This is a genomic window from Halomarina halobia, from assembly GCF_029338575.1.
GTDB classification, from domain to species: domain Archaea; phylum Halobacteriota; class Halobacteria; order Halobacteriales; family Haloarculaceae; genus Halomarina; species Halomarina halobia.
The window spans coordinates 568,589-591,896 of sequence record NZ_CP119993.1 but is presented as its reverse complement, the minus strand read 5'-3'; the positions used below and the strand labels follow the sequence as shown (position 1 = coordinate 591,896).

The following is a 23,308-nucleotide window of genomic DNA, read 5'->3' as shown; positions in this document are numbered from 1 at the left end:
CCGATGCGCGTGCTCGTCGTCCCGGAGGTGTACCGCCCGCGCGACGCCACCGCCTGCGGGACGCTCCGGGACGCCGTCGCGTGGATCGGTCGGTGGCTCGATCTCGACCCGGCGCTCCACGTCTACTGGCTGCTCCCGCCGCGGGCGGCGGCCGGCTACGAGCGGGCGGACGTGCTCGCGGACCGGGAGCGCGTGACGCTCCTCGAGGCGGAGTCCCTCGGACGGGGCGCGGACCGCGACCTGCTCACGGACACCGGTTACACCACGGCGCAGCTGGAGGCGATACGGGAGGGGATCTTCGAGGCCGACGCCTACCTCGACGCGGTCGTCGACCAGCTCAGGAGCGGTCGCTTCCTCCTCTACAAGTGGCTGCTCGAACACGTCGATCACTGGGCCGCGTCGGTCCGGCCGTTCGACGTGATCGCCAACGTCCACGACCTGCAGGTCCCCCTCAAGTACCGGTACTGCTCGTACCGCAACGACTTCCAGATGTACATGGAGTGCTGTGCGGTGGCGTTCGCCGACGGTCGGTGGTTCACCGCCGACGTCGACCGACGGCAGTTCCGGGCGCACGCGCGAGGGTTCCTCCGCCCGGAGGTCGTCGCGCGCGCGGACGCGGACGCCCTGTCGATCGGCAGCCCCATCGACGTCGACGCGTTCGACGAGACGTACGCGAGCGCCCCGCGCACCCTCCACCTCGCGGGGTCGATGTGGTCGAAGAAGAACGTCGATCAGTTACTCGCGATCGGCGAGCGCCTCCACGAGCGGTTCGGCGTCGGGACGGTGCTGACGAGCATGGAGGCGATCCCGGCGGCCGCCAGCGCCCCCGAGTGGGTCACGGCGTACCCGAACGCCGACCGCGCGACCTACGAGCGGACGCTACGCGAGGGCGACCTCGCCGTCTGCGCCAGCGAGTACGAGACGATGGCGCGGACGCCCTTCGAGCAGGCGGCGAGCGGACAGGTGCTCCTGCTGCGCGACGAGCCGTGGATCGAGGAGTGCGTCCCGGCCGACCACCCGCTCGTCGCTCCCCTCGACGGCCTCGCCGACCTCGCGGTCAGTGCCGTCGAGCGCTGGGGGGAGGCGGTCGCGGCCAACCGCCGACTGGTCGAGTACGTGACGCGTGAACGCAGCCCAGAGGCGGTCGGCGAGCGGACGTACGCCGACCTCCGCCGCCGCGTCGAGCGCAAGCGTCGCGCCTACGAGGCCGCGCCACCGCCCGCCCTCGAGGTCGTCGCGCGCGTCCTGACCGACGTGGAGGGAGCCGTCGCGCTCGACTCGCTCGTCCGGCGGACCGCCGAGTACACGGCCGACGGCCGACCGTTCACCGCCGACCCGGATCACGCGTTCGTCGACCTCGTCTACGCGCTCCGCTCGCTCGGGTACGTCGACGCGGGCAATCCGGGGACGCCGGTCTTCCGGCCGGCGTAGGCGGCTCCCGCCCGTCGGCCTTCGGTTCGCGCGCCGAACCCTTTTGCGACGGGCCGGGGTACCTCCGTCGGTATGACCCTCCGAACCGGAGTCGTCGGCGCGGGCATCGTCGCCGGGAACAACCACTTCCCCGCGCTCGCGCGTAACCCGCGAACGACGCTGGCCGCGATCTGCGACACCGACTCCGAGCGCGCGGCGGAGGCGGCGGCGGAGTACGGTGCGCGCGCGTACGCCGACGCCGAATCGATGCTCGACGAGGTACCCCTCGACTGGGTCCACGTCGCCACGCCGGTGCAGACGCACTTCGACCTCGCGCGGTTGGCGGTCGAGCGCGGCGTCCCGGTGACGGTGCAGAAGCCCGCGACGGCCACGCGCGCGGAACTCGAGGAGCTCGTCGACCTCGCCGGGGCGCGCGACGTCCCCGTCTCGGTCGTCCACAACTGGCTCTACTACCCCGTGATGCGCGAGGTCCGCCGCCGCGTCGCCGTCGGGGAGATCGGCCCCGTGCGCGCGGTCCGGACCACCGTCACGGGCGAGGGGCGGCCGGACGAGACCTACCGCGGCTCCTGGGTGCTCGACCTGCCCGGCGGCTCGCTCGAGGAGGGGATGGCCCACCCGCTCTACCTCACGCTCGCGCTCGGCGGCCTGCCGCGCGACGAGTCGGCGGTCGACGTGCTGACCCGCTCGACCGACGAGTACGACCACGGCGTCGAGTACGACGGCGTCCAGTTGCAGTACGTCGGGCGGAACGACGAGCTCTGCTCGATCACGTTCCTCGCCGGCTCCTCGCGCGGCACCTCGGTCCGCGTCTTCGGCGCGGACGGCTCGATCGCGGTCGACTTCCCCTCGATGACGATCGACGCCCGCAACGCCGAGGCCGGTCCCTACCACTTCTGGAACGAGCGGTTCCGGCGGAACGTCGAGTGCGCGCGCGACGCCGTCGAGGCCGGCGCGCGAAACCTCCGCAAATACGCTCGCGAGCGCGTTGAGGACGACCTCGGCGTCCACCTCGCGGAGAGCCCCGACGGTCACTACTACCTGTTCGACCGGACGGCCCGCGCCCTCGAAGCCGGGGAGGCTCCGCCCCGCGGCATCGAGGAGAGCCGCTGGGCGCTCGCGCTCGTCGAGCGGGTGCGCGAGGCGGCGACCGAGCGCGAGCGGTAGCCGCCGCGGCCGGCGCTCGATGAGCTCCCCCGGCGCTACCGGAGCCCCAGGTTCTCCTCCAGTCGATCCGCGACGGCGTCGGTCGAGTAGCGCTCGCGGACCGTCTCGCGGGCGTTGCGGGCGATCCGCTCGCGGAGGCGGTCGTCCTCGAGCACGCGGACCGTCGCGTCCGCGAACCCGCCGGTCGAATCGGGGACGAGCAGGTCATCGCCGGGCGTCGCCTGGACCCCCTCGAAGCCGCTCGGGGTGGTGACGACGGGGGCCCCCCACGCCATCGACTCGAGCACCTTGATGCGGACGCCGCCGCCGACGCGGAGCGGCGCGACCACGGCGCTCGCGCTCCGCACCAGCGGCGCGAGGTCCCCCACCTCGCCTGCGAACCGGACGTTCGGGCGGTCGCCGAGCGCCCGGACCGACTCCGGGGCACCGCGCCCGGCGACGAGCAGTTCGACGTCCGGACGCGCCCGCCTCACGGTCGGGAGGATGTCCTCGACGAACCACGCGATCCCGTCGCGATTCGGGAACCAGTTGTAGGACCCGAAGAAGAGCAGGCGGTCGGGGACCGCGTCGGCGGGGTCGGCGGGGCGGTAGTCGTCCGCGTCGAGCGCGACGCGCTGGACGCGCACGTCGCCGACGCCGTCGAGTCGCTCGCGGTCACGCTCCCCGAGGACGAGCGTGCGGTCGGAGGCGTCGTAGACGGCCCGCTCGCTCGCGCGGAGGAGCGGGATCTCGAGCGCGAGCTCCGCCCGCGTCCGCGGGTCGTCGGTGCACTCGCGGTAGCGTCGGTGGGCGGCGTACTCGACGACGTGCGCGTTCGTGACGACCCGAGCGCCGGCCTCGTCGATCGCGCGCGCCACCCGGTCGTCCCGGACGACCTGGCCGATGTAGGGGTGCTGGGCGAGGACGACGTCCGGGTCGACCTCGCGGACGCGGTGCGCCGCGACGACGCGGAACGCCCACGAGTCGAACATCGCCATCACGTCCGAGCGCCCCCGCGCGTAGTTGAGTGCCTTCCGAGCGGTCGGCGGCAGCGGCGAGTCCGCGGACGGGACGCGCCGCACCGACGCGCAGTACTCGCGCAGCGCGGACGCGCTCGGCTCGTCGTCGTCGCGTCGGTAGGCGAGCACGTGCACGTCGTGTCCGCGCGCCGCGAGCGCGCGGACGAACCCGTAGGTGACGATGCGGTCGCCGGCGTTCGGCGGGTGGGGCAGCTCGCGGGCGAGGAGGAGGACGCGGCTCATGGGGCGTCGATCAGTCGTCGATCGACACGCCGGAGGGGCGCTCGGGGAGGACGGTCGCGGCGTGGCGGTCGACGTAGTCGTACAGGAGGCCGAACTGTCGGGTGAGCGCGTGCTCGCCCACGGCGATCGGCGCCTTGAAGAACGACGCCAGGTGCGGCTGCAGCCCGCCCTCCCCGTGGCCGTCGGCGTGGGCGAGGAGGCGCACGAGGTCGAGGACGAGCGGGGCGGCGAGCGCCGAGTCCGCCCCCTCCCACGTGAACTGCATCTTCATCCGCGTGTCGAGAAAGCCCTCGAAGCGGACGTCGTCCCACGCGGTCTTGCGATCGCCGAGCGACGGCGCGTAGTCGATGCGCACCCTGTTGTGCTCGATGTCGGGGAGGATCCCGTCGAGGATGCCGCCCTTGCTCGCGAGCTTTCCCGCCTCGTTCGCCTCGTCCTCGAGGACGAGGCCGTCGGTGTTGCCGAGGATGTTGTGGCCCTCCCACGATCGAACGCGGAGGTTGCGCCCGGCGAACATGGGCGCGAGCGCGGCCTTCACGAGCGACTCGCCGGTCTTGCCGTCGTTGCCCATGTGGGGGACGCCCTCCTCCTCGGCGAGTTCGCGCAGTCCGCCGACAGCGCTGCCGATCCCGGGGGTGAAGTTGGCGTAGGGGCAGCCCTCGACGAGCGCCGCGTACGCGTAGAGGGCGCTGGCCGGGAGGTCGCGGTCGTTCTCCGCCACCGCCCGTTCGAACGCCGCCCGCGAGTCGTACCGATCGGGATCGGACAGCATCGGTTCCGTCGAGGCGACGTTGACGACCACGACCCGTTCGAGGCCGTGGTCGCGCCGGAAGCCGCGCAGGTCCTCGCGAAGCCGCTCGACCACCTCCTCGACGGTCCGGTCTGCCTCGAGCGGCCGCTGGTCGGCGAGTTCCGAGACGGCACCACAGTTGAGCGTCGTGCCCCGGCAGATGTCGTCCTCCACGGCGGCGAGGTCGTCCTCGACGGCCTCGATCACGTCCCGACTGGCGATGCCGCTGCGCTCCGCGAGCCGCACGGCGGCGTCCGGGACGCTCCCCGATCGAACGTCGTGCCCGCCGAACGCGAGCGAGTCGACGTCGACGAGGGTGAGCCGCGAACACGGCTCGCGTTCGGTCACTAGCCCGGTCGTCGAGGTACGCCCGTCGGCGATCGCTCGCGCGCCCACCATCGCGGTCGTCGCGATGTTCCCGCGGGCCCCGACGAACCAGACCCCCGTCTCGGCGCTCGCGCTCATGGCGTCCCCCCGACGCACGTGCGACGGTGCTGAAGCTGTCGAGGGACGTTGCCGGCGTGGAAGTAGGTGGTGATACCGATCATAGTGAGTTGGTGCGGTCGCCGTGTCCGCCCGTACGGCACCCTGCTACCGAACGTATCAGCGTGACGCTGGGTATCAGCGCCGAGGAAGTGTACACTCTGCTTGCGTACTCGGCCGCTCGATCGGGGTTCCCGTCCCATCGAGCGGTCGATTCGCCGGAGCCGTCACCGTCGTTCGACGGTGAGGTCCAGCAAATGCAAGGTGTGCGGATAACCGAATGACTGCCCTCGTACTGAACGAGGACCCATGCCAAACGACCGTTCTACACCCGACGACGAGCAGAGACGGGCCGAAGAGGAACTCGACGAGGCCGAAGAGATCGAGCGAACGGAGACCGTGTCGGCGCGAGCGACGGTTCACTCGGAGATCGTCGACACCGAGATACTGGAGCGGACGCCCGTCGACACGGAGATCGTCAGCCAGGAGATCGTCGGCATCTCGATCGTCGACGGCGAGGGGGGAGGCGTCGATCCCTCGGAGCTCCGAACGGACGCGTCGACGGCGGAGGCGCCGCTCGGACTGGAGTCGACGACCGGGGCCGGCATCGACCGGGGGACGCACATCGCCTTCGAGATCGACGAGGCGTCCGTCGTGACCGAGGAGGTCGTCGAACGGATGCTCGTCGAGAGCGAGGTCGTCACCGAGGACATCGAGGAGGAGACGGTCGTCGAGAGCGGCGAGGTCGACATAGCGGACCTCGACGAGGAGGTCGACGACTTCATCCGGGCCGAGTCGGTGCTCGAGATGCTCGACGACGAACTCATCGCCGCGGAATTCCTGAAGGACGACGTCATCGAGACGGAGTTCACCGAGCGCAAGACGATCGAGCGGGACGTCGCTCGCCGGAAGATCGTGACCGCCGAGGTCACGGAGATCAGCGAGATCGACGAGGAGGAGATCGACGTGGAGGTCATCGAGAGCGAGATCGTCGAGGGCGAGGACCTCGGGGGGCGCTCCGGCGCGATGACCGGATCGACGTCCGGGACGGCCGCCGGGACCGGCGCGGAGTCGTCCGAGGGCGAATCGCCGACCGCCGGGGACGAGTCGACGATGGGTGAGCCCGCGTCGACGACGGGCGAACCCGGCAGCGCGACGCCGTCCACCGGTGTGGAGGGCGGTCCCGTGGCGGGCGAGTCGACCACGACCCTCTCCGACGGCGACATCGGGAAGGAGGTCGTCGACACCTCCGGCGAGAAGGTCGGCATGATCGTCGACGTACGGGACGGAACCGGCTACGTCGATCCCCACCCGAGCATCACCGACAAGATCAAGGCGACGCTCGGTATGAGCAGCGATCACGAGGGGGACGACGACACCTTCGCCCTCGACAGCGGTCGGATCGAAGAGGTCACCGGTGACAAGGTCACGGTGTTCCACTCCGAGCGGTGATCGGCGAGCCTCGGCCGAATTCGCCTTTTTCGCGGCTCTGTCGAACCCACAGGGGTCGAAGATCCGACCGCTCGTCCGGGCGGATAGCTCTCGTCCACCCCCTCGAGCCCTTCGGTCATCCCGAACGTCACGTTGGCCCGCCTGAAAACGACGGAAGCGGATCTAGTCCCTCCATTCAACTAAAAGGTTAAATAAGGGGGCGACCCTACATTCAACCGGATGGTTGAACGAGAGCCGAACGATCCGGACCTCGACGCGATCTTCGGGGCGCTGGCGCACCCGACCCGACGGGCGCTCATCGAGCAGCTAGCGGGCGGTCCGGCCAGCGTCGGCGACCTGGCGGAGCCCCACGACGTCTCCCTGGCGGCGGTGTCGAAGCACCTACAGGTACTCGGTGACGCGGGTCTCATCGAGGTCGAGAAGGACGGTCGCGTCCGCCGGTGTCACCTTGACGCCGCACCGCTTTCCGACGCCTTCGGCTGGCTGACCCGATACCGGGTTCTCTGGGAGGACCGGTTCGACGCGCTCGCCGACCATCTGGAGAACGAAGAGCAATGACAGACCACGAGGCGATAGACGAGGAGGAGTTCGACCCGACCGAGTACGACGTGACGATCCACCGAACGTTCGACGCGCCGCGCGAGCGCGTGTTCGAGGCGTGGACCGACCCCGAACGGGTCTCCCAGTGGTGGGGGCCGGAGGGGTTCACGGTCCCCCACTGTGAGATGGACGCGCGACCGGGCGGCGGCTTCCGGATCGACATGCGAGCACCCGACGGGACCGTCTACTCGAACGCGGGTGAATTCAACGAAGTCGTCGAGCCCGAGCGACTCGTAGTCACGAGCCGCGCCTTCGAGGACGAGGACGGTAACTTCGGGCTCGAAGTTCGCCAGACCGTGACGTTCGTCGATCGCGACGGCAAGACGGAGCTCACGCTACGGGCAGAGGTCGTCACGGCGACGCCCGACGTGGCCGAGGCGCTCGAGGGGATGGAGACGGGCTGGAATCAGAGCCTGGACAAACTCGCCGAGTTCGTCGACCGGTCGGGGGACGGTTCCGAATGACGGCGACGGTCGCCGGCGGCGACGGTCGCCGCGGTTCGGTTCAGTCGTCGTCGCTACCCGAGATGCTTGACTGACCGCCGGAACCGGCCATCTGGGAGGACTTCTGTCTGGCGCTGCCCGCCCACCGGCCGATGTTCTCGCTGACGTAGCCCCGCCCGCCCAGGCCGATCGCGAGGCCCAGGCCGATCGCGAGCGCCGCACCGAGGCCGTAGGCGACCGCCTGAGCGAGGACGTAGAGCAACTCCGTCTCGATACCCATGGTGTCGAGCCCGATCGTGATCGCCGTGAAGTACAGGAACAGTCGCACGCCGGTCGAGAACGCCGACGCGTAGCGCGACTGTCTCCCCGCCTCGCTCCGGGTGATCGCCCGACCGATGAAGTCGGCGACGACGAATCCGAGGATGATCACCAGCAGTCCGGCGATGAAGGCCGGCAGGTACGACGCGGCCGTCGAGATCCACTGGGACAGAAGCGGGATCGCGAGCGCGTTGGCCGCCGCCAGGATCGCCAGGAAGTAAATGTAGTACGCCGCGATCTTCCCGAACGCCCGCGACACCGCCTGTTCACTTCCGCCCATCACCCGGCCTAGCGGTGTATTGAGCACCAGGCGGTCGAGTTCCACGTGGTCGACGACCGTCCGGACGACCGCCGCGACGACGCGCCCGATGATCCAGCCGATCAGCAGGATGATTATCGCGCCGACCAGTCGCGGGATGAACGCGACGATCTGCGATATCGTCTGCTGGAGGAACTCGGGAATTCCCAGTTGTAGGACTGTACTTCCGACAGTGAATGATCCGGTCATGATTACTCTCCTCTCTCTCGGGGAACGCGGAACTGTTCGACTCGCCCGACGTCCCCACGTGTCACCTGGGACGAAAGCGATTAACGTCCGTTGCCTGCAGGTGTAAGCATCGCGGGAGAGAGCGTCCGACGCGCCCGGCAGGGGGCATTTCGAGACGTGCTTCGAACGGGGGTACGGGGCGGCTGGCCGTACTCTTCGGTTACCGCCACCGCTCGACCGCCCGCTCGAGCCCGTAGATGCCGTTCATCCCGGTCACGAACGGCGTCGCGCTTCCCGTCAGCGCGCCTGTCAGCGCGAGCGCGAGCGCGAGCGCCACCTTCGGTCGAGCGGGATCGAGTCGCAGCGATCGGAACAAGTAGGGGAGTCCGTCGCCGACGCGACGAGCCTCGCAGTGGGTGATCCCCACGTCGGCGAGAAAGCGGGCGCGAGCGTCGGCCGTGAGGTCGTGGCGACGGTCGATGCGCTCGAAGGCCCGCGCGAGGCGGTCCGGCTCCGCCGAGATGTTCCCCCCGTCGGTTCCCTTCACGACGAGCGGCTCGTCCACGAACGCGAACGTGCGCTCCCGGGCGAGCCGCAGGCACAGCTCCCAGTCCTCGAAGCACCCGATCGACTCGTCGAAGCCGTCGACGGCGACGAGCGCCGACCGTCGCGCGAGCAGCGTCGAGGTGTACGTCGGGAGGGCGAGGTGTCGGATCGCCTCGCGAACGTCCCCGGACTGCCCCGAGCGGGTGCGCGGCTCGCCGGACGACTTCTCGACCCGGGTGAGCGAGACGCTCGCGCCCTCCCGGTCGAGCGCGACGACCTGTCGTCGGAGTTTCTCGGGCCGCCAGCGGTCGTCGGCGTCGATGAACGCGACGAGCCGACCCTCCGCGGCCCGGATTCCGACGTTGCGCGCGACGCTCGGGCCGGCGGGAGACGGGCGCCGCACGACCCGCAGCCGATCGTCGCCAACGGCCCGGAGCACGGCGTCGGTGTGGTCGGTCGAGCCGCCGTCGACGACGATCAACTCCAGCGGGTCGTGCGTCTGCCCGAACACGCTGTCGACGGCCCGCCCGATCACCGCCGCCCGGTTGTACGTGGGGAGGACGACGCTCACGGTCGGCTCGTCCGGCGGAGGCGCGGACCGGGATGGCTCCGATCCGCGTCGATGCGCCCGCGGTCGCGTCCGTCGACTCACTCTCGGTCACCTCGGGGAGCGTCGCTCCGGGTGGACGCACTCGCCGGACGTGCTTACAGTTATCGGCACGCAAACAGCACATTTATTCCGAACCCCCACGTTCTGATAGAATAATTTTCGGGTCGCGTGCGGTTCACCGCCGAACGGGATAAGTACGGTAGAACCGTACGGAGGTGACTGTAGGGGAGACGGCGCTCGACCGGCCCCGTCCGGAGCCGGTAACGAAACAGGTGGTGGAACACGCGGACCTCGCACAACGATGATCGACCACGCGCGCGCGGTAGAGAGCGGTGACGGATCGATCGAAGAACTGCTCGGCGTCCTCGCCGCCCCACGGCGGCGGGTCGTCCTCGCTCACGTCACCGAGCGGCGGGCGGCGTCGCTCGACGAACTGGCGGCGATCGTTCGATCCGAGGAGCGACTCGGCGGTCGCTCCTCGCTCGACGACGAGCCGACCCTGCGACTCCTCTCCGAGATCCGGTCCGTCCACGTCCCGGCGTTGATCGACGCGAACCTGGTCGAGTACGACGTCGAGCGCGAGGTCGTGATCCCCACGGTGACCGCCGACCTCCTGTTCACGTGCCTCGAACAGGTCGCCGACGACGGACACCGGGGCGACTAGTCCGCGGGCACCCCATCGCGTTCGTCCATCGACGGCTCGCGCGGAGCGCTGCCCCGCTCCGCACTTCGGACAACCGGACAGACACACAGTCACAAGGTTGAAAAACGACCATCGTCTATCCCCTATCGCATGGACCATTGTCGGATGGGCACGGATGACGGAAGGCACACCGTCAATTGCAACTGCAAGGTCGGTAGCGTCGCCGAGAGCTACGACATCGGAGGTATCACGTACGAACTGGAGGACCTGTGGACGGCCGACGGTGACGAGGGGTACAGCCTTCGGGAACTGGCGGACTACTTCAACCGGGCGGTCCTCGAATCCGCCATGCGGGGGGTCGGGATCGATCCCCTCGACGGGGACGTGGCAAACGTCTACCGGCTACTCACGGATGACGAGGCGAGCCCCGGTAGTCGGGTGGAGGCGGAGCGTCGCCTCGAACGCGAGGGGACGTCCGCGGACCGGTTGCGCGACGACTTCGTCACGCACCAGACCATCTACCGCCACCTGAAGAACTGCCTCGAGGCGGAGTACCAGCGTCGCGAACCGAACCCCCGCACCCGGATACAGCGGGACATCGAGCGGATGGAGGGGTTACAGAACCGAACGACCGTCATCGTCGAGGAGATCGTCAGACGGCTTCACGACGCGGAGCTGGTGTCGATCGGGGGGTTCGACGTCTACAACGACGTCCGGATCGTCTGTGAGGAGTGTGCGAAACAGTATTCCCCGCGAGAACTCCTCCAGCGCGGCGGATGCGGGTGCGGCGTCGACGGCAGTTCGTGACGGTCCGAACTGCCGTCGGTCGGAAGTTCCGTCCCGGCGCGACCGGACGTCCGAGACTACCCGGTCAACTCGTCGGCGTCCGCGACCCGGGCGACGTAGTAGTCCGTCCCGTCGGGCACCTCGGCGACGACGGTGACCGTCTTCTGCTCGTCGGCGTCGATCGAGACGTCGCCGCCGGAGACGCGCCCCACCTCGTCGCCGTCCTCGGCGTAGAACGCCAGTTCGACGCCGACGGTTCGGGGCTCCGCCGAGTTGACCAGCGTGAGCCAGAACTCCGTCTGTTCGTCGCGGACGTCCTCGTCGAACGACGCGCCCGCGTCGGCGCGGCGCACCTTCGACTCCAGCACCGTGACGCCGTCCGCGGCGGTCGAGAGCGAGTCGCGGAGGAGGTGGATGCGGTTTCGCGCGGCGCGGAGGCGCTCCTCCGCGATCCCGTCCGCGCGCTCCTCCAGTCGGAGCAGTTCGTTGTCGATGTCGTCCAGCAGTCCCTCGCGGTCGCGCGACCTGTCGGAGTACGCTTCGACGCGCTCCTCGACGGCGGCGAGTTCCTCGCTCACGTCCTCGTCGCTCGCCTCCCGTGCGCGCTCGAGGTCGTCCCGGATGTCGATGACGTGGGGTAGCCCGGCCATAGCGTACCTGTCGTTCGACGGGCCCCGCAATGGACTTTGCGGGCCGGGCGGGCGACGGCCGCGGGGGTAAGGGTAAGGGCAGGGTTCAATGGGATCGGGCGAGTACGGGGGGACGTTGTGACCGACCTCACGGACGAAGACTGCGAGATCCTCGCTCGCCTCGCGGCGGGCGAGCGCGACGCGGCGACGCTGGCCACCGAGGGCGGCGTGCCCGTGGACGCGCTCGAGCGGCGACTCCCCCGGCTCGTCGACGACGGTCTCGTGTCCGCCGTCGGGGACGATCGGTACGCGATCACCCGGAGCGGCCGGCGCGCGCTCCGGGCCCGCGGCGACGACCCGAGCGGCGAGACGGGCGACGTCCCGCCCCGCGTCGAGCGCGAGATCGAGGGGTTCGACCTCCGGCCCGACGCCGAGGACGCGATCCGGCGGGCGTTCACGTTCCTGCGCGACTGGCGGGAGGCGACGGCGAGCGAGATCGTGGACGCCGCGTACAGCGAGGACCCCGCGGGGTGGGAGACGCGCGACGGCTGGTGGCGCGAACTCGTCCGGGAGCGCCTGGCTGCGCTGCCGGACGTCGTCCCGCCGGACGACGAGGGCGGCCGGTGGCGCTACGCGGGCGAGGAACGGATCGACGAGCCCACCCGGGACGGCCGACGGATGCTCGATCCTCCCGACGGGGAGCGCTACGGAAGCGCGAAACAGGCCATCGAGCACGCGGCGGGGAGCGAGGCGCAGGCCGACGCGCTCTCGGCCGCCTTCGCGCTCGTCTTCGAGCGGGGGAGCGCGACGGCCGACGAGCTGGCGACCGCGCTCGACCTCGAGGATCGGGACGAGGTTCTCGACCTCCTCGAGACGATACCGGACGTCGAGCGCGTCGAGGACGGGACGTGGCGGTACGTGCCCGCAGCGGGGAGCGACGACGGCGGACGACGGTGACGGCGGACGGCGGACGGCGAGGGGATGACGGCGAGCGGGACGTCGACGAGGGGGACGACGGCGGTCGAGGCCGGCCCGGATTCGCGCGACCGCCGGACCGCTTTTCGGACTGCGGCTCCAACCGCCGCCGATGACGACCCAACCCAGCTTCGAATCCGCGTTCGGGAACGTGCTGTCGACGGTGCCCGACGAGTACTTCGACCGCAGCCGGTTCGTCCCCGCGACCGGTTCGTTCGACGCCGAGGCGGTGCTCGTGGGGGAGGCCCCCGGCGCGCAGGAGGTCGAACGGGGCGAGCCGTTCGTCGGGAACGCGGGCAGACGCCTCGACTCGGCCCTCGAGGAGGTCGGCGTCGACCGAGACTCGCTCTACATCACCAACCTGGTGAAGGTCCGCCCGGCGAACAACCGCGACCCCCGACGGGCCGAGATCGACGCGTGGTGGCCGGTGCTCGAGGCCGAACTCGAGCGCGTCGATCCCGCCGTCGTCGCGCCCCTCGGTAACTTCGCGACCCGGGAACTCCTGTCCGTCGACGAGGGGATCACGGACCTCCACGGACGCACCTTCGACCGCGACGGCCGGACCGTCGTCCCGGTGTTCCACCCCGCGGCCACGCTGTACGATCAGAGCAAGCGCGCCCTGCTCGTGGAGGACCTGCGGACGGTCGCGGCGGAGGCGGGACTCGGCTGACGGCTGCGAGCGTCCGCCCCGAAGGATATCCAAGCAGAACGCCTTCATACCGAGCCGCCGAACCCGCCGGACAGAGACATGCAATCCCCCTTCGAGCAGTACGATCTCCCCCCGAATTGGACGCCCGGGCGCGTAGAGAACGGACTGGTCGAGTTCGTACACGCGGAGCGGTCGCTGGCCGTGCAGATCCGGCTGGTCGAACTCGGCTCCCAGATCGCGGACGCGCCCGACCAGCGAATGTGGGTGATGAGTTGCGACCCCGGCGGGGCCGCGACCCCGAGCGACACGTTCATCTGCAGCCTCACCACGTGGCAGGCGGCCGCGGCGGCGCTCGTCTCCTGCATGGAGCAGTTCGACACCGTTATCGAGTACGCCGGGGGTGCCACCGGCGAGGAACTCGACGTCGACGCCGTTCTCGGGGAGTTGACGGTGCGAGACTCGCTCGGGGGGAAGTTCGATCGCGCCTGAGTCGACGGGCCCGTCGGACCTGACAAATGCAGGGAGCACGCTTAGTGAGACCGGCGACGGATCACCTACTGTTATGGCCATCGGAAAACTCGCGACGCGGGACGTCGTCACGGCGGAGAGAGACGCGACGCTGATCGACCTGGCGAAGACGATGGAGTCGGAGGGCGTCGGTGCCGTAGTGATCGCCGAGGACGAACGGCCGGTCGGGGTCGTGACCGACCGCGACGTCGCCCTCGCCGTCGGTCGCGGCGAGGAACCGGAGTCGTGCTCGGCGGACGACCTCATCGGCGGTGAACCCTTCACCATCGAGGAGGACACGGAGGGGTACGACGCGATCCGGCAGTTCGGCGAGTCGCGCGTCCGTCGCGCCCCCATCGTCGACGACCAGGGGACGCTCACCGGCATCGTGACGCTCGACGACGTCGTGGCGACGATCGGGGAGGAACTCAAGTTCGTCGCGGACGTAATCGAGGAACAGTCGCCCGATTACTCGCCCTGACGGCGACTACCCGTCGTCCGTCGTCCGCCGCGCCGTGCCGCGTCGATACGTCGAGGTGACGTCCGACTTCCCGTCCGGTGGGACACCCCCACCGTTACGGTGATATCTCTGTAACGCGGGTGTTTCAGCGGCGTACGAATGACTCGATTAAAAACACCCTATCGGTGCCGAACAGTTCGACGGGCGGGCCGCGCAAGGACCGACGTAGCATTGACGAAGGCGGGAACCGTATCCGGGGCCATGAAGGCGATCACTGCCGACGGGGAGTCGATCGAGTGTACCTCCATCGAGGAGACCGAACACGGCGTTCGCCTCTATGACGAGGCCGACGAGCTCGTCGGCTACGTCCCCTACCCGAATCTCCTGTACGTGACCCGGTGGCGGATTCCCGTCTCCTCGAGCAGTATCGAGAGCGTCGGCTACGACGACGCAGAGATGACGCTCGAGATCGCGTTCGAGGGCGACCGGGTCTACCGCTACCTCGACGTGCCGCGAGGGGTCTACGAGGGGATCCTGAGCGCCAGTTCGAAGGGTCGATACTTCCACGACCACGTTCGCGGGAAGTTCCACTACCTGCGCGTCGCGTAGTGGCCAGGCACCGCGTCGATCGGCGTATCCGCCCCCAGCCGGGACCCGGGCGCTTCGCGCCCGGTCGTCACTCGTCCGTCTCTCGACGCTCCCGATACTCCCCGAGCAGCCGTTCCGCGTTTCGGATGTGACCGCTGGTCTCGCCCTCCGATCGGTCCCGGAGTCCAGCCAGCTTCTCCTCCAGTTCGGCGAGGCGGTCCTCGTGGGGTGGCTCGTCCTCCGTCTTGTCGCCGCCGACGAGTTCCATCAGCCCCTCGTCGAGCGAACGGAGCTGCTCCCTGACGTCCCTGTCCTCGTTCGCGGTGTCGCTGGCGCGCTGTAGCTCCTCGCGGATGCGCGTCGGTCTATCGGCCATATCGCGGATACGATGGCCGCGAGAATAGGTCTGGTGGTGGTTCCCCCGGGGTGCGTGTCACCGTGTGGTTCGAACCGGTAGCCGCGTCCGCGCTCGGCGGGTCACTCGAAGCTGGGCGGTTGCCCCTCGAGCGAGGTCTCGATCAGGGTCTGGTGTCCGCGGCGGAACCGCTCCGAGAGCGCCTGGTGGGTGATGCCGAGCTTCTCGGCGAGTTCCTCCATCGTCGTGCGTCGCGGGATCTCGAAGTACCCCTCCTCGACCGCGGTCATCAGCGTCTCGTACTGCTCCTGGGTGAGTTCGCCCGGGCTCGCCGACTCCGAGTCCAGTTCCGTGATGCGTACCACGTCGATCGAGAAGTCGTGCTTCCAGGCGTTGTCGACGATCCGCGAGAGGGTGTTTCGGTCGAGCACCATGACCTGCACCACCCAACTGCCGTTTCGGCCCTTGACGGACAGGATCATCGCGTCGCCCTCGAAGAGGATCTCACGGAGGACGCACAGCCGAACGCTCTCCCAGTCGAGCTCGTACAGCCAGCTGTCCCCCCGCTGGGAGACGACGGTGTACCCGGCGACGCTGGGGTCCAGTTCGAACGCCGCCTCGACGTCCTCCCTGCTCGGCCCCCAGACGCGAACGAACGACATCGTCGTCCCCTGTTCGGCGGCGACGACCTGCGCCATCTCGAACCGGAGGTCGGGGATCGTTTCGAACGTCCGTTCGAGCGCCAAGTCGCCTGCCGGTATGCGGAATGTGGCTACACTCATCGTATCTCTCCGCCGGATGGACGGCCCAGTTGAATATATAAGTTTTTCCCTTTCGATATGAACTTGTTCGACGGTATTTCCCCTGCGCTAACGTGACGCTACGGGGCGTTCGCCCCGAACCAGGTGCCCAGGGTGAGGCCGTAGACGACGTGACTGACGTGAAAGACGAACCGCTCGTCGGGCTCGAGATCCAGGCCGAGCACGCGCTTCAGGACGACCGACACGCCGAACCCCGAGAGGAGCAGTCCGTAGACGAGACCGAGCAGCGTCCCCCGTCGTTCGCTCTCGCTCTCCGAGTCGGAGTCCGACTCCCGCGCGGCGACGATCGCCCCGAACGCGCCGCCCCCGGCGACGCCGTAGAGCAGGTGGAGGATCAGTCCGGGAGCGACGTGCTCGTGGGGATCGCCGTCACCGACGTACTTCGCCCAGAACCAGGCCGTCGGCGGGGGTGACTGCGAGATCGGTGTCCGAAAGCACGACATCACCACCGCCGCGATGCCGCCCGCGACGAGTCCGGTCACGAATCCCCGCGAACGCCGCCGCTCGAAGAGCGAGGTAACCCACCGTTCGAACCCCGTGCGACGCTCGACCTCCGTCCCCCCGTTCGTCCGCGTCTGTCGTGACGTCATAGCTCTCACTCGCGCCTCCGGGAACGGGGTTCGGCGCATGCGTCAATAAGTCTTTGCCGGCCGAGGAGCGTCGGGACCACGCTTTTGGGGGGCCAAACCGAACGGCGTAGTGAACGCCCCCGGTACGAAGGGGGACCGGTGATACGCATGAGTACGAATTCCACTCCGGAGGTAGTCGTCGTCACCGGCGCGTCGGCGGGCGTCGGCCGAGCGACCGCCGAAGCGTTCGGTGCGCGGGGCGCGCGCGTCGGCCTGATCGCGCGCGACGAGGAGGGACTCGACGGCGCGCGTCGCGCGGTCGAGGAGGCCGGCGGCGACGCCCTCGTTCTCCCGGCGGACGTCGCCGACGCGGAGGCGATCGCCGACGCGGCCGGCGCGGTCGAGGAGGCGTTCGGTCCGATCGACGTCTGGGTCAACAACGCGATGACCGCCGTCTTCTCCCCGGTGGCGGAGATGACCGCAGAGGAGTTCCGTCGGGTCACGGAGGTGACCTACCTCGGGTACGTGCACGGGACGAAGGCGGCGCTCGATCGGATGCGCCCGCGCGACCGCGGGACGATCGTCCAGGTGGGGTCGGCGCTGGCGTACCGGGGGATCCCCCTCCAGTCCGCCTACTGCGCGAGCAAGCACGCCATCCAGGGGTTCACGGAGTCGCTACGCTCGGAACTCATCCACGACGACAGCGCGATCCAGCTGACGATGGTCCAGCTCCCGGCGATGAACACCCCGCAGTTCGAACAGGTCAGGAACCGCCTCCCCCGCGATCCCAGGCCGGTTTCGCCGATCTACCAGCCGGAGGTGGCCGCCCGGGCGATCACCTGGGCGGTCGATCACGACCGCGACGAACTGTGGGTGGGGTGGCCGACCGTCAAGTCCATCGTCGGCAACCGCCTCTTCCCCCGTCGACTCGACCGTACGTTGGCACATCAGGCCTGGGACGCGCAGATGACCGACGAGCCGTCCGACCCGGACCGACCCGACAACCTGTTCGAACCGGTCGATACCGACCTCGGCGCGCACGGCCCGTTCGACGACCGGGCCAGGCAGACGAGCCTCACGCTCTGGGCGACGACCCACCGCGCGCTCGTCGCGGCCGTCGGCACCGCGTCCGCGTCGCTGATCGCGCTCCTGGCGTGGGTCCTCCTCGACCAGGGGGACGGCCGGTCGGGGTGAGGTGACCGCGCACCCTGCTATCGCCAGCGCCAGCACTACGGTCGCGGTTCCCCCTAGCTCCCGACGATGTCCGACGACCAGTCCGGCGAGAGCACGCAGACGACGGACCACGAGACGATCAGGGAGTGGGCCGAGGAGCGCGACGTCCATCCCGCGAGCGTCGAGGGGACCGGCGAGGACGGCGACCCCGGCGTCCTCCGGTTCGACTTCGAGGAGGGCTCGAACGGGGGCGACGACTCGCTCGAGCGGATCTCCTGGGACGAGTTCTTCGAGAAGTTCGAGGGGAACGACCTGGCGATGCTCTACCAGGAGACGACGAACGAGGGCGAGACGAGTCGCTTCTTCAAGTTCGTCGACCGCGAGTAGCGACGGACGGGCGGTCGCCGCTCGGGATACAGACGTGACCGTCGCCGCGATAGAGCCGCCGAACCGCGCCGACGCCTCTCGGACGCGTCGGCGCGCGAGTCACGCGAGAGCGTTCGGCGCGTCGACGAGCCCCCGGAGGACGTCGAGGTAGGCGTCGATCTGTCCCTCGACCGTGAACGACCGTTCGACCTTGCGCCGACCCGCCGCCCCGTAGGCCGCCGCGCGCTCGGGATCGAGGAGGCGTTCGAGCGCGTCGGCGAGGCGATCGACCTCGCGCGGGTCGACCACCAGTCCGTCCCGCCCGTGGTCGACGAGTTCCCGGGCCCCGCCGAAGCGGGTCGTCACGACCGGCGTCGAACCGGCGAACGCCTCGAGGTTGACCGTCGGGAACGGGTCGAGGTGCACCGACGGCGTGGCGACGACGGTCGCGACCCGGAGGGCGGTGCGGAACGCCTCCCGCGAGATCCACCCGGTCGGGACGATGCGGTCGCCCGCGGGGCCCGCGACCTCCCGCGTCCGGGCGACGTACTCCGAGTCGCCGGTCACCAGGAGCCGGGGCGGGTCGTCGAGGTCGAGGCGGGCGAAGGCCGCGGCGAGGTGGCGACCGCCCTTGTTGTAGCCCGTGCGCCCGCCGAACAGCACCGCGGGCGACGACCCGAGGCCGTGTTGTCGGCGGAACGCCTCGGCGTCACCCGTCGCCCGGTCGAAGGGATCGACGTCGATGCCGTTGTGGATCACCCGCTCGCAGGCGATCCCGTTGGCGACGAGCGCCCGCCGGAGCTCGCGGCTGACGGCGACGCCGACGTCGACGCACTCCTCGACGCAGCGTCGGTTGCGGTGGTTTCGAAGCGGGAAGTACCGGAGCCGCTGGCGCTTCAGCTGGTACCAGGGGTCGACCCGGTAGGCCGCCACCGGTACTCGCCCCCCGCCGGCGCTCGCGTCCCCCTCGAGGAAGTGCGTCAGCTCGCCGTAGGCGACGGTGCCGGCGTCGTGGAACGTCTTGACGACCGGGATCGACCGCGCGGCCGCCGCGCGCAGGCAGCCGTTCGACAGCCAGTGGACGTTGTGGGCGTGGACCGCGTCCGGCGAGAGGCGATCGAGCAGGCGGCGACACGGGCCGACGGTGAACGGGTTGTGGACGGTCAGGTAGGGGAGGAGCGGCTTCGGACGGGGACTGTGCGTCCGGTAGACCGTCACTCCCCCCCTCGCGCTCCGTCCGACGGCGTCGCGATCCGCCACCGTGGCGAGCGCGGACACCTCGTGGCCCCGGCGCGCGTACCCCTCGGCCACCTGTCGGGCGATCGCCTGCGCGCCGCCGCAGTCCCACGGCGGGTACCCGTCGGAGAGGACGAGGACGCGCATCAGCGGTAGCCGAGGTCGTCCAGCCGCCGCTCGACGTGGCTCGGGATCGATTCGTCGGGCGTCCCCCCCGGGCGGTGTGCGCCGTCGAGCGTCGCCTCCAGCGCGTCGAGGGCCGCTTCGGGAAGCTCCCCCTCGTCGACGGTGACCTCGCGGTTCGACGCCCAGTCCACCCTCGCCGCCCGTCGTTCCTCCCCGACCCTATCGAGCTTCCACTCGCCGGCGATCGCCGTCGTGCGGGGGCGCAGGAGGCGGTCCGCGCGGAGCTGTTCGGGGGGATGGGAGGCGACGACGCCGGCGTACTCCGCGAGCGCGGCGACGCGCGTGTACCCCGCGTCGCGGTCGAGCAGCGACCGCGAGGGACGGTATTCGAGACCGGCGAGCGCGCGGACGGTGTCCGCGACGTAGTTCGTCTGGACGAGGTCGTCGCGCTCGCCGCCGTCGAACGCGCCGGGGTAGCGGAGCACGAGCGGTACCCGGAGCACCGGGAGCCGGACCGACGTCTGGTGGCCGAGGAGCGTCCGCCCGTCGACCGCCTCGCCGAGGTGCTCGCCGTGGTCCCCCGTGAGGACGACCAGCGTCTCCCCGGCGTGGCCGTGTCTTTCTAAGCTATCTAAGATACGCCTGACGACCGAGTCGGCGTACGCGACCTCGTCGGCGTACCGCGCCCTGAGGTATCGGATCTCCGCCTCCGCGAGCGTGCGCTCCCCCAGGCGTACCTCCCAGAGGTCGTCCATCAGCGTCCGCACGTACTCGCGCTCCTCCTCCGCGGTCGTACACCCCGGCGGCCGGACGTCGGATTCGAACTCGGGCGGGACGTAGAACGGCAGGTGGGGGTCCATGAGGTGGGCGTACAGGAAGAACGGGCGGTCGTCGTCGGCGAGCGAGGCGAAGCAGTCGTCGGCGACGGCGGCGGCGCGCTCGCTCGCTCTGACGTCGTCGGCCCAGACGTCCCCCGTCGCCTCCGACAGCTTGAACGCGGCCGCGTTCGCCAGGCTCCGGACCGGCGACGAGGACGAGAGCGACCGCCTGATCGCGGTCGCGTACCACTCGATCCCCCGGGAGACGCCCTCGGTGAGGTCGCGGACGTCGCGGCCGCCGTCGAAGCGGCGGTGCTGCGGCCCGGTGAACTCCTCGACGCGGTCGAACCCCCGCCCCTGCGGGAGCCAGTCGCCGATCCAGGTCGTCGGCGAGAGGTGGACGCAGCGGTAGCCCGTCGCCGCGAGCTGGTCTACGAGCGTTCGCTCCGCCCGCATCGCGAAGCCCCGCGAGGTCGCCCCGTGTTCGTGGGGATAGTCGCCGGTGAGGATGCTGGTCACGCTCGGGAGCGTCCACGGGGCGGCGCTCACGGCGCGGGTGAAGACCGTCCCCGCCCGGCCGAGCGCCCCGATCGCCGGCGTCCGGTCCACGTCGGACGCGTAGGGGGACGTGTAGTCGGCCCGGCACGCGTCGATCACGAGGAGGAGGACGTTGGGTCGGCCGTCGGGCGACGCCGATGCGGCGTCGCCCGTCGGGCTGGTGCGTTCGGTCATCGCGCCCGCACCGTCACAGGTTCTCCCGCGAGACCAGGTGGATGTCGTCCCTCGCGTCCTCGGCCATCGACGCGGGATAGACGAGCGCGAGTTCCTTCTCGTCGAACTCCTCGAAGAACTCCTCCCACGACAGCTCCTTCACGTCGTCGTCGCCGATCGTGGACCCACCGTCGCGAAAGCCGACGCACAGCAGCCCTCGATCGCCCTCCCCCTCCGACCCGCGACGGTGGGCGGGGTAGCCGTCGTACTCCCGGATCACGTCCCTCACCAGGGCGCGTTCGGTCGTCGCGGTGCGCTCGGTCGAATCGCCGTCCGCGTGCTCGTCGTCACTCATCGTTCGTGTGCCGGTGTTCCGCGGTGTCGACCTTAGTTGCTATGTAAGGAGGCGTGACGGTATCGCGAGTGTCATCTAGCCCGTTACAGGTATACGATCGTAACAGTCTATCGGCGATGGAAGTCAGCGCAGCCGATCGTTCGACGGCGGCGGGCAGGTCGTCCGGCGACCGTCGCCGGATCATTCATTAGCCTCGGCCCCGTCACGGACCGTACGACCCGAACCACCGACCCGAGACCGGGGCGGGGCCGATCGGGGTGGTCCGTCTCGGGTGGTGGCCGCAGTACACGGGGACGATTCACCATGAGTTACGAACGAACCATCGAGTCCGAGGGCGAGCGCGTCCGCGGCGTCGATTACGACGGGCTCGCGGAACTGCTCGGCGATCGCGTCGTCGGTCGCGAATCGCACGTCAACGCCGAAGCGTTCGTCGTCCGCCCGGACGAGGTACAGGAGGTGCTGTTCGCGCTCCGCGACGAGGCGGGCTTCGACCACCTCTCCTGTCTCACCGCCCAGGAGTACGAGGACCGCTTCGAGAGCATCTACCACCTGAAGAAGTTCGACGACCCGACCCAGGAGGTGAGCGTGATCGTGCCGGTGCCGACCGACGATCCCGCGAGCGAGACGGCGGTTCCGGTGTACGAGACGGCGAACTGGCACGAGCGGGAGGCGTACGACCTCGTCGGCATCAGGTACGACGGCCATCCGGACCTGCGGCGGATCCTGCTGCCCGAGACCTGGCAGGGCCACCCGCTCCGGCTGAACTACGACGTGGAACAGCCCCAGATCGTCGCCCTCCGCGAACACGCCAACCTGCTCCAGTCGGAGACGCGGACCGAGGACCCCGACACGCTCTTCATCAACGTCGGCCCGCACCACCCGGCGACCCACGGGGTGCTCCACCTGAAGACGACGCTCGACGGCGAGCAGGTCGTGGACGTCGACCCCGACGTCGGCTACCTCCACCGCTGCGAGGAGCAGATGTGCCAGCAGGGCACCTACCGCCACCAGATCATCCCGTACGCCGACCGCTGGGACTACACCTCGAACCTCCCGAACGAGTGGGCCGTCGCCCGCGCCGTCGAGGACCTCGCGGAGATCGAGGTGCCGGAGTACGCGCAGGTCCTCCGGACGATGTCCACCGAACTCGCGCGGATGCTGGGCCACTTCCTCGCCGTCGGCACGTTCGCGCTCGACGTCTACGGCGACTTCACCGCCATCTTCCAGTACGCGTTCCGCGACCGCGAACTCGTCCAGAGCATCCTGGAGGACCTCACCGGCCAGCGGATGATGTTCTACTACTTCCGGCTGGGCGGGGTCTGCTGGGACCTGCCCGAGCCCCGCGAGGAGTTCCTCGAGAAGACCCGTGACTTCCTCGACGGCCTCCCCGCAACGATGGAGGAGTACTTCGACCTCCTGACGAACAACGAGATCCTCCAGATGCGCACCGTCGACACCGGGGTCCTCGAACCGGACGTGGCGAGGGACTACGGCTGCACGGGACCGGTCGCCCGCGGTTCCGGCGTCGACTACGACCTGCGGCGGGACGACCCCTACGGCTACTACCCCGAACTCGACTGGGACGTCGTCGTCGAGGACGGCTGTGACAACTTCGCGCGCGTCCTCGTGCGCCTGCGCGAGGTCGAGGAGTCGGCGAGGATCGTCGAGCAGTGTCTCGACCTGCTCGAGGACTGGCCCGAGGACGACCGCGTGCTCCAGTCGAACGTCCCGCGCACGCTCAGGCCGGAACCCGACCGTGAGGTCTACCGCGCCGTCGAGATCCCGAAGGGCGAACTCGGCATCTACGTCCGCTCGGACGGGACGGACAGTCCCGCCCGCTTCAAGATCCGCAGCCCCTGCTATCACAACCTGTCCGCCCTGCCCGAGATGAGTCGGGGGGAGTACGTCCCGGACCTGATCGCGTCGCTCGGCAGCCTCGACATCGTCCTCGGGAGCGTCGACCGGTAGATCGGATC

26 protein-coding genes are annotated in these 23,308 nt (G+C 69.8%); 15 read left to right on the top strand and 11 right to left on the bottom strand.

Annotation, left to right across the window (positions count from 1 at the left end):
* Positions 1 to 3 precede the first annotated feature (3 nt).
* Positions 4 to 1,431, top strand: coding sequence for a hypothetical protein (locus tag P1K31_RS18200; protein WP_276305785.1), 1,428 nt, complete (start codon positions 4 to 6; stop codon positions 1,429 to 1,431).
* Between the two features lie 72 nt (positions 1,432 to 1,503).
* Positions 1,504 to 2,595, top strand: coding sequence for a Gfo/Idh/MocA family protein (locus P1K31_RS18195; protein WP_276305784.1), 1,092 nt, complete (start codon positions 1,504 to 1,506; stop codon positions 2,593 to 2,595).
* A gap of 35 nt (positions 2,596 to 2,630) precedes the next feature.
* Here the strand turns inward: P1K31_RS18195 and P1K31_RS18190 are convergent, their stop codons facing one another.
* Positions 2,631 to 3,836: a glycosyltransferase family 4 protein gene (locus P1K31_RS18190; RefSeq protein ID WP_276305783.1), complete on the bottom strand. Its 1,206-nt coding sequence runs from the start codon at positions 3,834 to 3,836 to the stop codon at positions 2,631 to 2,633.
* Positions 3,837 to 3,846: 10 nt separating this feature from the next.
* A complete protein-coding gene (locus P1K31_RS18185) occupies positions 3,847 to 5,091 on the bottom strand; it encodes an inositol-3-phosphate synthase (protein ID WP_276305782.1) in 1,245 nt (414 codons plus the stop codon).
* Positions 5,092 to 5,418: 327 nt separating this feature from the next.
* On the opposite strand from P1K31_RS18185, the gene P1K31_RS18180 reads away from it, so the two are divergent.
* From P1K31_RS18180 to P1K31_RS18170, 3 genes are all read left to right on the top strand, one after another.
* Positions 5,419 to 6,561, top strand: coding sequence for a DUF8593 domain-containing protein (locus P1K31_RS18180; protein ID WP_276305781.1), 1,143 nt, complete (start codon positions 5,419 to 5,421; stop codon positions 6,559 to 6,561).
* Positions 6,562 to 6,780: 219 nt separating this feature from the next.
* The gene (locus tag P1K31_RS18175) at positions 6,781 to 7,119 is read left to right on the top strand and encodes an ArsR/SmtB family transcription factor (protein ID WP_276305780.1); all 339 of its coding nucleotides are present in this window, start codon (positions 6,781 to 6,783) and stop codon (positions 7,117 to 7,119) included.
* Positions 7,116 to 7,625 carry an SRPBCC family protein gene (locus P1K31_RS18170; RefSeq protein ID WP_276305779.1) on the top strand — a complete coding sequence of 170 codons (510 nt, stop codon included), beginning with the start codon at positions 7,116 to 7,118 and terminating at the stop codon, positions 7,623 to 7,625. The genes P1K31_RS18175 and P1K31_RS18170 overlap by 4 nt, the downstream gene beginning before the upstream one ends.
* Before the next feature lie 40 nt (positions 7,626 to 7,665).
* On the opposite strand, the gene P1K31_RS18165 is transcribed toward P1K31_RS18170, so the two are convergent.
* Together P1K31_RS18165 and P1K31_RS18160 are read right to left on the bottom strand one after the other, a co-directional pair.
* Positions 7,666 to 8,430 carry a mechanosensitive ion channel family protein gene (locus P1K31_RS18165; RefSeq protein ID WP_276305778.1) on the bottom strand — a complete coding sequence of 255 codons (765 nt, stop codon included), beginning with the start codon at positions 8,428 to 8,430 and terminating at the stop codon, positions 7,666 to 7,668.
* A gap of 199 nt (positions 8,431 to 8,629) precedes the next feature.
* A complete protein-coding gene (locus tag P1K31_RS18160) occupies positions 8,630 to 9,526 on the bottom strand; it encodes a glycosyltransferase family 2 protein (RefSeq protein WP_276305777.1) in 897 nt (298 codons plus the stop codon).
* Positions 9,527 to 9,866: 340 nt separating this feature from the next.
* Between P1K31_RS18160 and P1K31_RS18155 the strand changes: the two genes are divergently transcribed.
* Together P1K31_RS18155 and rdfA are read left to right on the top strand one after the other, a co-directional pair.
* Positions 9,867 to 10,229 carry a DUF7344 domain-containing protein gene (locus tag P1K31_RS18155; RefSeq protein WP_276305776.1) on the top strand — a complete coding sequence of 121 codons (363 nt, stop codon included), beginning with the start codon at positions 9,867 to 9,869 and terminating at the stop codon, positions 10,227 to 10,229.
* A 144-nt stretch (positions 10,230 to 10,373) separates the two neighbouring features.
* Positions 10,374 to 11,015, top strand: coding sequence for a rod-determining factor RdfA (gene rdfA, locus P1K31_RS18150; RefSeq protein WP_276306722.1), 642 nt, complete (start codon positions 10,374 to 10,376; stop codon positions 11,013 to 11,015).
* Between the two features lie 56 nt (positions 11,016 to 11,071).
* On the opposite strand, the gene P1K31_RS18145 is transcribed toward rdfA, so the two are convergent.
* Entirely contained in the window at positions 11,072 to 11,644 is a 573-nt protein-coding gene (locus tag P1K31_RS18145) for a DUF7553 family protein (protein ID WP_276306721.1), read from the bottom strand.
* Between the two features lie 117 nt (positions 11,645 to 11,761).
* On the opposite strand from P1K31_RS18145, the gene P1K31_RS18140 reads away from it, so the two are divergent.
* From P1K31_RS18140 to P1K31_RS18120, 5 genes are all read left to right on the top strand, one after another.
* A complete protein-coding gene (locus tag P1K31_RS18140) occupies positions 11,762 to 12,580 on the top strand; it encodes a hypothetical protein (RefSeq protein WP_276306720.1) in 819 nt (272 codons plus the stop codon).
* 130 nt (positions 12,581 to 12,710) lie between these two features.
* On the top strand, positions 12,711 to 13,268 hold the full coding sequence (locus tag P1K31_RS18135) for a uracil-DNA glycosylase (RefSeq protein ID WP_276306719.1): 558 nt from the start codon (positions 12,711 to 12,713) through the stop codon (positions 13,266 to 13,268).
* 78 nt (positions 13,269 to 13,346) lie between these two features.
* On the top strand, positions 13,347 to 13,736 hold the full coding sequence (locus tag P1K31_RS18130; RefSeq protein ID WP_276306718.1) for a hypothetical protein: 390 nt from the start codon (positions 13,347 to 13,349) through the stop codon (positions 13,734 to 13,736).
* Between the two features lie 73 nt (positions 13,737 to 13,809).
* Positions 13,810 to 14,235, top strand: coding sequence for a CBS domain-containing protein (locus tag P1K31_RS18125; protein ID WP_276306717.1), 426 nt, complete (start codon positions 13,810 to 13,812; stop codon positions 14,233 to 14,235).
* Between the two features lie 240 nt (positions 14,236 to 14,475).
* Positions 14,476 to 14,823 (top strand): KTSC domain-containing protein, encoded by a 348-nt coding sequence (locus P1K31_RS18120; protein WP_276306716.1) that lies wholly within the window; start codon positions 14,476 to 14,478, stop codon positions 14,821 to 14,823.
* Positions 14,824 to 14,890: 67 nt separating this feature from the next.
* On the opposite strand, the gene P1K31_RS18115 is transcribed toward P1K31_RS18120, so the two are convergent.
* From P1K31_RS18115 to P1K31_RS18105, 3 genes are all read right to left on the bottom strand, one after another.
* The gene (locus tag P1K31_RS18115; protein ID WP_276306715.1) at positions 14,891 to 15,178 is read right to left on the bottom strand and encodes a DUF7553 family protein; all 288 of its coding nucleotides are present in this window, start codon (positions 15,176 to 15,178) and stop codon (positions 14,891 to 14,893) included.
* A 101-nt stretch (positions 15,179 to 15,279) separates the two neighbouring features.
* Positions 15,280 to 15,939 carry a helix-turn-helix domain-containing protein gene (locus P1K31_RS18110; RefSeq protein ID WP_276306714.1) on the bottom strand — a complete coding sequence of 220 codons (660 nt, stop codon included), beginning with the start codon at positions 15,937 to 15,939 and terminating at the stop codon, positions 15,280 to 15,282.
* Positions 15,940 to 16,037: 98 nt separating this feature from the next.
* The gene (locus tag P1K31_RS18105) at positions 16,038 to 16,568 is read right to left on the bottom strand and encodes a hypothetical protein (protein ID WP_276306713.1); all 531 of its coding nucleotides are present in this window, start codon (positions 16,566 to 16,568) and stop codon (positions 16,038 to 16,040) included.
* Between the two features lie 147 nt (positions 16,569 to 16,715).
* On the opposite strand from P1K31_RS18105, the gene P1K31_RS18100 reads away from it, so the two are divergent.
* On the top strand, positions 16,716 to 17,741 hold the full coding sequence (locus tag P1K31_RS18100; protein WP_276306712.1) for an SDR family oxidoreductase: 1,026 nt from the start codon (positions 16,716 to 16,718) through the stop codon (positions 17,739 to 17,741).
* Positions 17,742 to 17,807: 66 nt separating this feature from the next.
* On the top strand, positions 17,808 to 18,107 hold the full coding sequence (locus P1K31_RS18095) for a hypothetical protein (protein WP_276306711.1): 300 nt from the start codon (positions 17,808 to 17,810) through the stop codon (positions 18,105 to 18,107).
* A gap of 99 nt (positions 18,108 to 18,206) precedes the next feature.
* On the opposite strand, the gene P1K31_RS18090 is transcribed toward P1K31_RS18095, so the two are convergent.
* The 3 genes from P1K31_RS18090 to P1K31_RS18080 are packed head-to-tail and all read right to left on the bottom strand — an operon-like array spanning position 18,207 to position 21,332.
* A complete protein-coding gene (locus tag P1K31_RS18090; protein ID WP_276306710.1) occupies positions 18,207 to 19,469 on the bottom strand; it encodes a glycosyltransferase family 4 protein in 1,263 nt (420 codons plus the stop codon).
* Positions 19,469 to 20,998, bottom strand: coding sequence for a sulfatase (locus P1K31_RS18085; RefSeq protein WP_276306709.1), 1,530 nt, complete (start codon positions 20,996 to 20,998; stop codon positions 19,469 to 19,471). Before P1K31_RS18085 ends, P1K31_RS18090 begins: the two co-directional genes overlap by 1 nt.
* Before the next feature lie 13 nt (positions 20,999 to 21,011).
* Positions 21,012 to 21,332 carry a hypothetical protein gene (locus P1K31_RS18080; protein ID WP_276306708.1) on the bottom strand — a complete coding sequence of 107 codons (321 nt, stop codon included), beginning with the start codon at positions 21,330 to 21,332 and terminating at the stop codon, positions 21,012 to 21,014.
* A gap of 303 nt (positions 21,333 to 21,635) precedes the next feature.
* Here P1K31_RS18080 and P1K31_RS18075 point away from each other — a divergent pair, with 303 nt between their 5' ends.
* Complete coding sequence (locus tag P1K31_RS18075; protein WP_276306707.1) at positions 21,636 to 23,300, top strand: NADH-quinone oxidoreductase subunit D; 1,665 nt, start codon at positions 21,636 to 21,638, stop codon at positions 23,298 to 23,300.
* The last annotated feature ends 8 nt before the right edge of the window (positions 23,301 to 23,308 follow it).